Here is a 256-nt window from a genome sequence, read left to right on the forward strand (position 1 = left end):
CCGCAGGTACCACCACCACGAGATGACCTTCTCGATGGTGTACGCCTACAGCGAGAACTACGTCCTGCCGATCTCCCACGACGAGGTCGTGCACGGCAAGCAGGCGCTGGTGTCGAAGATGCCGGGCGACTGGTGGCAGCGGCGCGCGAACCACCGTGCCTACCTGGGCTTCATGTGGGCCCACCCCGGCAAGCAGCTGCTCTTCATGGGGCAGGAGTTCGCCCAGGGAGCGGAGTGGTCCGAGGCGCACGGCCCC

Annotated in this window: 1 pseudogene; it reads left to right on the plus strand. The window is 67.2% G+C overall.

Going from position 1 to position 256, the window contains the following annotated elements:
* Positions 1 to 256: pseudogene (locus IO33_RS45490) on the plus strand (1,4-alpha-glucan branching enzyme); the annotation flags it as partial.

Source organism: Streptomyces durhamensis (genome assembly GCF_000725475.1).
In the GTDB taxonomy this organism is placed as follows: Bacteria; Actinomycetota; Actinomycetes; order Streptomycetales; family Streptomycetaceae; genus Streptomyces; species Streptomyces filipinensis.